Source organism: Arenibacter flavimaris (genome assembly GCF_030291335.1).
In the GTDB taxonomy this organism is placed as follows: Bacteria; Bacteroidota; Bacteroidia; order Flavobacteriales; family Flavobacteriaceae; genus Arenibacter.
In genome coordinates, this window is the sequence record NZ_JASWIM010000048.1 from 18,431 (window position 1) to 27,686 (window position 9,256).

At 37.2% G+C, this 9,256-nt stretch carries 9 protein-coding genes; 6 read left to right on the forward strand and 3 right to left on the reverse strand.

The genetic code is table 11. The features are described 5' to 3' along the window. Window positions 1-8 precede the first annotated feature (8 nt). The 3 genes from QSE00_RS23070 to QSE00_RS23080 all read right to left on the reverse strand — a co-directional run bounded on the left by QSE00_RS23070 (window position 9) and on the right by QSE00_RS23080 (window position 2,550). A complete protein-coding gene (locus tag QSE00_RS23070) occupies window positions 9-992 on the reverse strand; it encodes a hypothetical protein (protein ID WP_286107688.1) in 984 nt (327 codons plus the stop codon). 12 nt (window positions 993-1,004) lie between these two features. Beyond that, the gene (locus QSE00_RS23075; protein ID WP_286107689.1) at window positions 1,005-1,427 is read right to left on the reverse strand and encodes a hypothetical protein; all 423 of its coding nucleotides are present in this window, start codon (window positions 1,425-1,427) and stop codon (window positions 1,005-1,007) included. 184 nt (window positions 1,428-1,611) lie between these two features. Further along, on the reverse strand, window positions 1,612-2,550 hold the full coding sequence (locus QSE00_RS23080; protein ID WP_286107690.1) for a hypothetical protein: 939 nt from the start codon (window positions 2,548-2,550) through the stop codon (window positions 1,612-1,614). Window positions 2,551-2,770: 220 nt separating this feature from the next. Between QSE00_RS23080 and QSE00_RS23085 the strand changes: the two genes are divergently transcribed. From QSE00_RS23085 to QSE00_RS23110, 6 genes are read left to right on the forward strand one after another with little or no spacing between them, the layout of a single operon-like run. Next, on the forward strand, window positions 2,771-3,184 hold the full coding sequence (locus QSE00_RS23085) for a general secretion pathway protein GspG (protein WP_286107691.1): 414 nt from the start codon (window positions 2,771-2,773) through the stop codon (window positions 3,182-3,184). Further along, window positions 3,184-3,666 carry a hypothetical protein gene (locus QSE00_RS23090; RefSeq protein ID WP_286107692.1) on the forward strand — a complete coding sequence of 161 codons (483 nt, stop codon included), beginning with the start codon at window positions 3,184-3,186 and terminating at the stop codon, window positions 3,664-3,666. The genes QSE00_RS23085 and QSE00_RS23090 overlap by 1 nt, the downstream gene beginning before the upstream one ends. A gap of 1 nt (window position 3,667) precedes the next feature. Further along, complete coding sequence (locus QSE00_RS23095; protein WP_286107693.1) at window positions 3,668-5,080, forward strand: GspE/PulE family protein; 1,413 nt, start codon at window positions 3,668-3,670, stop codon at window positions 5,078-5,080. 4 nt (window positions 5,081-5,084) lie between these two features. Then, complete coding sequence (locus QSE00_RS23100; RefSeq protein WP_286107694.1) at window positions 5,085-7,253, forward strand: type II secretion system protein GspD; 2,169 nt, start codon at window positions 5,085-5,087, stop codon at window positions 7,251-7,253. Next, on the forward strand, window positions 7,253-8,461 hold the full coding sequence (locus QSE00_RS23105) for a hypothetical protein (RefSeq protein ID WP_286107695.1): 1,209 nt from the start codon (window positions 7,253-7,255) through the stop codon (window positions 8,459-8,461). The genes QSE00_RS23100 and QSE00_RS23105 overlap by 1 nt, the downstream gene beginning before the upstream one ends. Beyond that, window positions 8,448-8,960 (forward strand): hypothetical protein, encoded by a 513-nt coding sequence (locus QSE00_RS23110; protein ID WP_286107696.1) that lies wholly within the window; start codon window positions 8,448-8,450, stop codon window positions 8,958-8,960. Before QSE00_RS23105 ends, QSE00_RS23110 begins: the two co-directional genes overlap by 14 nt. Window positions 8,961-9,256: the final 296 nt, after the last annotated feature.

Below are 9,256 nucleotides of genomic sequence, written 5' to 3' on the forward strand. Positions count from 1 at the left end.
GAGGCCGTTTAATTCAACATCCGCTGCAGAAGGTATATTGATGAGATGCCCTTTTCTTGGATATGCCTGCGGACTTCCTCAAGCGAGGGTAAATTATACCCATCTTCAAAAACATAGTCGGCCCATGTAGTTTCCACTTTTATCTCCTTGGCCCTGATCTTTCCATTGACCGCTAGTTTCCAAGTTCCTGGATCTGTGGTGCCAATGCCTACATTACCCAGACTAAAATTGATATTGTTGCCGTTGGTACTCCAAACATTGGTACTTCCACCGTTGTCGACGTCGATATTCAAAAGCGCTTCGATAGTAGGTTCCTGTCCATTGACTTCATAAATTGCTGGATTCCAATAATATTGCTTATCGCCTACATTGGTGTCCCCCCAAAGTAATGCCCGGTTCCGTATTCTAACAGCCCCTGGACCAAACTTAAAATCAAGGATAGTTAGTCCCGATAATTCCTGACCAGTCTCTCCATCATAAACTTTTGCCAAGGAGTTTCCCGAATATGTATTTGGATGTACATAGGCAATAAGCAAATACCATTTGTCCAATTCTGGAAAATCTTGACCCGGAAAAAAATAAGGATTTGAATTAATGGAATTGCTGATGAACTCTTGGGCAACCTGTTGGCCTTGGGAATCCATAATATTCAGTCCAAAATAAGTGGTTCCTTCTTGGGATCCCGTTTTCTTAATCCATATGGACAAACGATAGGTTTTAGCTGGATCTATGTTTGCATAAGGGCTGTAAACACCACCATCAGAAGTGCCGTTACCTTCTGGTTTTGCAACCCATACAACGCTAGTATTCCCATAGGGATCATCGTATAAAATTCGCTCATTCTCAGATCCTGCCCCATAAATGGTAAATCCGTTGATATCTCCCGTTCCAACGGTCCAAGATGAGGGGTCGATCAAATTATTCTGTCCGTGCCCCGTAAACGAAACAAATAGTAAAATGAATGCAGTGGATAATAACCAGTACTTTCTCATTCTTTGATGTTTTTAAATAGTTGGTAAGGTAAAATTATACTTGGTCCAAACTGGATTGGTAATTACCACAGTGCTGGTACCAGAAAACCCTGACCAATTGGTAAATGACGGAGCCGATGTACCAGTAGATCTAGGTTTTGCCAAAGTACTTACCATATAGGTTTCTCCCACAACGGCAATGAAGCTATAAGAGCCCCTTTGCCCTTGAGGATCGTCTATGGAAGCTATTTTTAGCGAATAGCTACCATGATAAGGATCTGAGGCGTCCGAGGTCATTATAGCCGTACCGGTCCAACCGGTTGCGGCGGTTGCTTCATTCGTTATTGAGGCTGCGTTAGCATAGCCATACAGTTCTTGGGCATTGGAACTCAATACAACCAAACCAAATATTATTGATGTTGCTGATTCTACAATCATCCTAATAAATTCCTTCATAAATATTGATTTTTCAGTTTTGATCTCCTATTTAAATAAAATTATACTCTATTAAAAAGGGAAATTCTTTCAGAAAAAAATTGAATTTAAATTCTATTATACATATCGGTTTTATAGGATATAAATTTTGAGATTTTCACCTATAATTGATTGACTTTTAAAAATTCATTTGAAAATAAAATTGTTACTCTTTATGCTTGGCTTTTAATTCAATGATTTCCTTTTTCATATCTATAAGATAAAGAGTCAATTCCTCAATCTTCTCAAGCAACAATTTATTCATCTCACCAAGCTCAATACCGTTGGACTTAACATCCAAGGCAGTTGGAATATTAATTAAATGTCCTTTATCATTGATGTGCTTTTCCACCTCCTCTAGTGAAGGAAGTTCATAGTCCTTTGCAAATACATAATCCGGCCAGTTGGCCGTTTCCACTTTTATCTCCTTGGCCCTGATATTGCCATTGACAGCAAGTTTCCAGATACCGGGATCGGTGGTACCAATGCCCACGTTGCCATTATCAGGGAATATATTTGTGGCAACAGGTGAATTCTGGTTTTCTATGGAAATCCGATCCACAAGGACGTAATCACTTGTAGACCCACCTGAGGAAAAGCTTGTGCCTGCATAGACTCTAATTATCGGCGTTGTGCTGCTAGCTGTCACTGTAAAATTGTATTGGGTCCAATTCTGATCGGTAATCACTACTGTGCTGGCACCCGAAAAACCACTCCAACCAGCAAACGCCGGGGAAGAAGTATTCGCTGTTCCCGGCTTAGCCCAAAAAGTTATATTATAAACATCTCCAATTATAGCAGTGAAACTGTATGATGCCCTTCTACCCTCCTGATCACCCCTATCATCTAAAGTAGCAATTTTAAGGGCGTAGCTCCCATGATGGGGATCAGCAGTGTCAGCAGTCATAATTGCCGCTCCTGTCCAACCGGTTGTAGAATTTGCTTCATTGGTAATGGAAGCGGCATTGGCATCGATATATAGTTCTTGGGATGTTGCCCAATTGGCAAACATGCATAAGATAAAAATTGAACCCGCTTTTGAATACCTTTTTAGAACTTTTGGGACACTGTCAAAAAATTGGGAAAGAAGAAAATAATTGTTCATATATTAATCCGATTTAACTTATTATTATTAAAATGAAATCTTACTAAATTTTAACATTTGAATTGCTAATTAAAATTTTTTTTTTAAAATATTTTAACATTTTATTAAATATTCGATGAAATACAGTTCTTACATCCGTTGTAAGTATATATTACATAAACATGTAATATTTGAAAAATTTGGCCGTTATATCAGGACCTGTATAATTCAAAAACCTACCATGAAACCAAAATTTTACTTAAAAAAAATTCCTGCCCTCAATCTTCAGGAAACCCTTATTGTACTGGCTATAATCGGGATTTTATTGCTATTGGCGCTTCCGAATTTAATGCCCTTAATTACCAAGGCTAAAAGTATTGAGGCCCAGACCCAACTTAAGGCGATTTACAATGCGGAAACCACCTACAGATATCTAAATAGCAAGTACAGTTCCGATATGAACGAATTGGATTTTATACCTCCCAAAACCGTAAAAGATGATGGTACAGCAAATTACCGTTACGAAATAATAAGTGCAGACAACAATTCATTTAAGGCAAGGGCGGAGGCTGTAACCGATTTCGACGGAGATGGAATTCTAAACGTATGGGAAATTGACGAACATGGAAATCCTAAGCAAATCACCAAAGATTGATGATTTTGCTAAAATTGATCGTCATAGCGGTATGTGCCATAATAGCCTACCAAGATTTTAAGGAACGTGCCGTATTATGGCTGCTCTTCCCTGTATTGGCGATTGGGCTATTAGGCCTATTTTCTTTAAACACAACATGGGAACAACTCTTGGCATTTGCCACCATAAATTTTTTAATAGTGAGTGGCATACTGCTTTTGCTCTATTTATATACAAAACTTATAATGAAACGGAAATTCCTTGATGTGAGCTTTGGTTTGGGAGATCTATTTTTTTTCTATGCCCTTGCAGTCGGATTTCCGGCAATCACCTTCGTTATACTATTTGTAGGAGCACTATTTTCCTCCCTCTTTATAACCTTATTCCAGAAAAACAAAAAGGTTGGGAACTCGGTGCCACTGGCCGGGCACATGGGGATTTATCTGATAGCTGTTCTTTTAATTAGTTTTTCTTCCAAGGCCCCCAACTTATATGTCTTTTAATATGGTTTCTCCTATTGTAAAAATACCTACCAAACTACAGCTTCTAATTTCTTCCGAACAGGCTTTTCATTACAGGATAGTTCCCTTAGCAAAAGACGAAACAGGTATTACTTTTATAACTGATAACGTAAATCGGGAAAGCTTATTAGCTGAACTTCAGATAGTTTTGGACACCCTTGTTCATCTTAAAAGCTGTGAGAGTGAAGAATTGCAAAAATTGTTGTCCATCAATTATAGGAACCAAGGGAATACTGCCGATAATAAATTGCATTACACTTCGGATTTCCTCGAAAAAATATTGTTCAATGCCAAAAACATAGGTAGTAGTGATATTCATTTTGAACCCTTTGAAAAAAGATGTAGGGTCCGGTTCAGATTGGATGGCAAACTAATTGAATATTTTAATATACCCTTGGATGAGTATCCTACAGTCATAAATAAAATAAAAATTAAGGCCAATCTAGATATTGCGGAAAAAAGACTTCCTCAAGATGGTAGAATCACTATAAAGGCGGATGGCAATGAATTTGACATTAGGGTTTCCTCGCTACCAACATTACATGGGGAAAAACTGGTATTAAGAATTTTAAATAAAGATACCGATGCCTTAGACTTAACCAATCTAGGTTTTTCCAAGAAGGAGCTCAAACTTTATACCGAAGGAATACGCAATCCCAATGGTATAATATTGATATCGGGTCCTACCGGATCCGGAAAAACTACCACCCTCTATGCCACATTAAAGCAATTGAACGATGATCAGACCAATATTCTAACGGTAGAAGATCCCATTGAATACACCCTGGAAGGAATAAATCAAGTTCAGCTAAAGGAAAATATTGGATTGGATTTCCCAAATACCTTGCGTACTTTCTTAAGACAAGATCCCGACATCATCATGGTAGGTGAAATTAGGGACGTTAATACGGCAAATATGGCCATAAGAGCAGCTCTTACCGGACACCTGGTACTGTCGACCATACACACCAACTCTGCCTGGGCTACCATTTCTAGACTTATAGATATGGGAGTTCCCTCATTTTTAATAGCAAGCACCCTTAAATTAAGTGTAGCCCAAAGATTAATCAGAAAATTGTGCGAGTCCTGTAAGGTAGAAATGCCTATTGAACGATCCAAATATCCCCAAAATATCCATTGGGCCAAGAGTATAAAAACCCATTTTATTGCTGTTGGTTGTAATGCCTGTCATCATACCGGATATAGTGGCAGAAAGGCCATTTATGAAATCTTGCCAATTAACAATGAGCTATCAATACCCATAAAGAGCAATCACCTGGAAATAACGGAATATTTGGAAAAGAACAAAATTGATACTCTGAAAAGCAATGCCATGCAGATGATTATCAACGGAACCACTTCAATAGATGAAGTATATACTTTACTAACAGATTAAAAATATGACAAAAAAATTATTTCTTTTATTCTTTTTCTTGGCCATTAATTTAATGGGACAAGAAGCCAAAAGGATCCAAAACATTAGGAACCAATTGGAACTATTTGCTATGGATAATTCCGAATTGCATGAAAACCTGAAATTGGAAATTAATATTTCAAATGTCACGCTACCCAATTATTTAATGGCGGTATCCAAAGTACATAACTTAAATATAACGGTTTCCCCCGATCTTCAAAATATTGCAATAATTAATAATTTCTCAGATGTTTCCGTAGCCGATCTTTTGGTTTTTCTTTGTAAGCAGTATAGTTTGGATATAGATTTTACCGGAAATATTATTAATGTTGCCAAGTATGTTCCTGCACCTATTGAAATTCCCGAAAAAGAGCCTGAGATTACCTTTGATTCCAATAAAAGAGAATTAACATTGGATTTGAAAAGCGACCCAATGGAAAAGGTCTTTAGAAAAATAATGGACCTAAGTGGCGAGAACCTATTGTATGCCAATGGGACAGGCAAACATCCAATAACACTATATTTAAAAAATGTACCATTCGATAAAGCTATGGAAAAATTGGCCGACATGAATACTCTAACCTACTCCAAATCCAAGGATAATTTTCATCTTTTTAATCCCTATAACATTAGTCCGAATGCCCCGAACAATAGATTGGGATATGGCAGCAATTCCCATTATGAGGTCTTGGATACAATTAATAAATTTTTGAACGTAGATTTAAAAAACCATTCCATCGCAACTATAGTTCACGATTTGAGCCAGGATTTGAGATTGGACTATTACACAGCTACCCCTTTGGATGAAGCCGGTGAAATTAGCTTCAAGGCCAAAGGCATCTACTTCGATGATTTACTAAGGTATATTTTTGAAGGGCAGGAAAATGACATTTCGAACACAACAAATTTTACTAGCAACAAACAAAACCCCAGAGAGAACAATTCCAAGGGCAGTAACCCCATTGGTAGCAATAAAAAATTCACATTTAAAAAAGAAAAAAATATATACTTTTTTGGCACCACCGACCAGCTAAGTGTGCGAAATGTTGAAGTGGTACAAATGATGCATCGTTCCGTAGAGCTATTAAGCGATCCATCCTCCGTGAATAGAGGATATCGTTCTGCTGGGAGAACACAAATGTCAAACATAAATTATTTGGGTGGGGACAATCAAAATAATTATCAAAACGGACAACAAGGATTTAATTCCAATCGACGGACCCTAAATACCCAATCTCATGATTTCGGATCATATAATGATGCCACCGAAGCGTTAATCAGCATACTGCCAGACGATATTAAGGCTGATTTGGACATTAAAATAGATTTCGAACTCAACAGTTTTTTGATAAGCGGCCCCTCTTCCAAAATAGTACGCTTTAAAAAGTTTATTGAAGAAATTGACAAACCCGTTCCTGTTGTCCTGATAGAGGTAATGATCATTGAGGTTAAAAAATCCTCCACCGTAGAAACCGGAATAAGTTGGGGCATTGGAGACGGACCGACTAAAACACAGGGAAATTTATTCCCAGAAACAGATTTTACGATGAACGGCAATACTATCAACAAGGTCATCGGTGGATTTGACGGCTTTGGTTCCTTCAATATGGGCAAGGTTGTTCCGGATTTCTTTGCCACAATAAAAGCATTGGAAACGAATGGAAACTTAAAAATCCGGTCTACTCCCAAGTTATCTACCTTAAATGGGCATAGGGCCAATTTATCTATTGGAGAGACTACATATTACGTAATTACCAACCAAAATTATTTTGGTTCCCAGAACCCGATACCGTCCGAAACAAGAAATTATGCCCCCATAGACGCAGAACTCGCTGTAAGTATTAAACCGTTGGTTTCTGGAAACGGCCAGGTAACGTTGGACATAAATGTTATACAATCGGATTTTAGTGGTGAAAGAATTGAGGAAGACGCCCCTCCTGGATTGACCTCTAGGGAATTCAGTTCTATTATTCGTATGCAAAATCAGGATTTAGCCATTTTAGGTGGACTGGAAGAAAAAATAAAAAATGATTCCGGTAATGGTGTTCCCTTATTAGCCAGGATTCCAGTCATCAAATGGTTGTTCAGTAAAAGAAAAAGAGAGGATACCAAACAAAAACTTACCATACTTATAAAACCTACCGTCATATATTAATGTTTAAGTCCATATCTACATATTTAAAGGAAGGGCCTGTATATTTTGGGGTGGAAATTCATGAAACTCATGGAAGTGAAGGATATTCCCTTGTTGAAGTAACCAAGAAAAAAAAGGAACTTCTAATCACAAATTCCTACCAATTATCAACCTTAGCGGAGGCACAGGGGCATATAAAAAAAAATAGCCCCCTTTTCATCACTCTCAATACTTCGAAAGTGTTGACCAAACAATTGGACAGTTCCGATAATTCCAATCCCGAGACTTTGGTAAACAATGCCTTTCCCAATTTGGACCTTGATAATTTCTATTATCAAATAACCCAAATCGATGGCAATCCCATAATTACTATTTCAAAAAGGGAGAATATAGACGGCCTGATAAATAATTTAGGGAAGTCAAGCTCTCAGTTGTCCGGATTTTCCCTTGGTGTCTCCCCCTTCCAAAATATAACCCCATTTCTGAAGGAAGAGAAGGTTACAGTATCAAATTTCGATTTAAATGTTGAAAACGGTCAGATCACAACAATTGTTCCTAATAAAACATGTAAGAAACATACATATAATGTAAATGGGTTACTGATCCCCAATTTATATTTATTGCCATTTTCACATATATATGGTCATTTAGGTGGATTTCCAACCTATTCCAATTTTAACGAAAGATTGACTTGTCTTTGGTCAAATTTCTACAACAACAGGCTTTATAGTTTAACGCTAAAATTTTCTTTGGCATTTTTTCTAATCCTCTTGATAGCCAACTTTTTAATATTCAACTATTACCATGATCAAATAACAAGTCTAAAAAGTTTTGTGGCCATAAATATTTCCGATAAGGATATTTTGGAAAATTTGGAGGCAAAAGTCATGGATAAGGAACATAGGGTAGAATTGTTGAATGCAGGGACTAGTTCCAAATCCACCTACTTCTTGGATCAGATAGGTAAAGAAGTTCCTCCGGGAATTCTTTTAGATCAAATAATATATCTTCCCTTGGCCAAGCCTTTGAGGGATTCGAAACCAATTGAATTAGAGAAAAACACTATATTGGTCAAGGGTATTTCTATCGATGATACTTCATATTCCGCTTGGTTGGGAACATTGGAAAAGAAAACATGGATCGACATGGTAGAGACCATGGACTATGACTATATAACAAAAGAATCCTCCACATTTTTATTCCAAATCACACTTCATGAAGATCAATAACAAGAACAAGCTGCTCATTTCAGGGATTTTATTAATTGCTATTATTTCCTATAAATTTGCGATTGCAAAAACTATGGGGTTGCACAATGAGGTAGAAGATTTAAGGTCGGAAATAAGGGAGATGCAGGACATTCCCCGTCGCACCCAATTATTGGCCCAGAAAAATGAAATTTACGATTCTATTCTGAACCAAATGGATATGGGCGACAATTCCCTCCAAAATAACTTACTCCGGTTAATAAATTTTGAAGCAAAAAAGAATGATGTTAAAGTCATGGATTTTAACAGGCCACATATTTCAACCGTGGGTACCAACCAATATTACACCTATAGTTTTAATCTGGATGGCAGCTATACCAATATTCTAAAAATAATACACATTGTAGAACAGAAAGGGAATTTTGGCAATATTACCCTTATAGATTTCGAAAAGAACAAAAATTATAGAACCAACACTTACTCTTTGGGGGCCACTGTATTTGTTCAGCATGTAAAATAATTAAAATTTAGAAAGGTATGTTCCTCCTCATCATAATTTTCAATGCTATAATTCAATTATGAATTATTGGTGATATCCTAGAGTATTCCCCGATATTAAGTTACCAATTAAAAGTGCTTCATATCATAAAATGCTCTCGGTGAAAAGTGTGTTTGCTAAACTAAGGGGGGAATGTCGAGTAGGTAAAGGGGAATTTCACCCCTAAACCTCTCACAGAACCGTACGTGATAGTCTCCCATCATACGGCTCTTCTTAAACCAAGACTGCAATTATGGTCTTAACACGGGATATTGCCA

Excerpts from the sequence above, each read along its gene's own strand:
- QSE00_RS23095 (WP_286107693.1), top strand. The coding sequence starts at position 3,668 with ATGGTTTCTCCTATTGTAAAAATACCTACCAAACTACAGCTTCTAATT.
- QSE00_RS23080 (WP_286107690.1), bottom strand. The coding sequence starts at position 2,550 with ATGAACAATTATTTTCTTCTTTCCCAATTTTTTGACAGTGTCCCAAAA.
- QSE00_RS23085 (WP_286107691.1), top strand. The coding sequence starts at position 2,771 with ATGAAACCAAAATTTTACTTAAAAAAAATTCCTGCCCTCAATCTTCAG.
- QSE00_RS23090 (WP_286107692.1), top strand. The coding sequence starts at position 3,184 with ATGATTTTGCTAAAATTGATCGTCATAGCGGTATGTGCCATAATAGCC.
- QSE00_RS23075 (WP_286107689.1), bottom strand. The coding sequence starts at position 1,427 with ATGAAGGAATTTATTAGGATGATTGTAGAATCAGCAACATCAATAATA.
- QSE00_RS23100 (WP_286107694.1), top strand. The coding sequence starts at position 5,085 with ATGACAAAAAAATTATTTCTTTTATTCTTTTTCTTGGCCATTAATTTA.
- QSE00_RS23105 (WP_286107695.1), top strand. The coding sequence starts at position 7,253 with ATGTTTAAGTCCATATCTACATATTTAAAGGAAGGGCCTGTATATTTT.
- QSE00_RS23070 (WP_286107688.1), bottom strand. The coding sequence starts at position 992 with ATGAGAAAGTACTGGTTATTATCCACTGCATTCATTTTACTATTTGTT.
- QSE00_RS23110 (WP_286107696.1), top strand. The coding sequence starts at position 8,448 with ATGAAGATCAATAACAAGAACAAGCTGCTCATTTCAGGGATTTTATTA.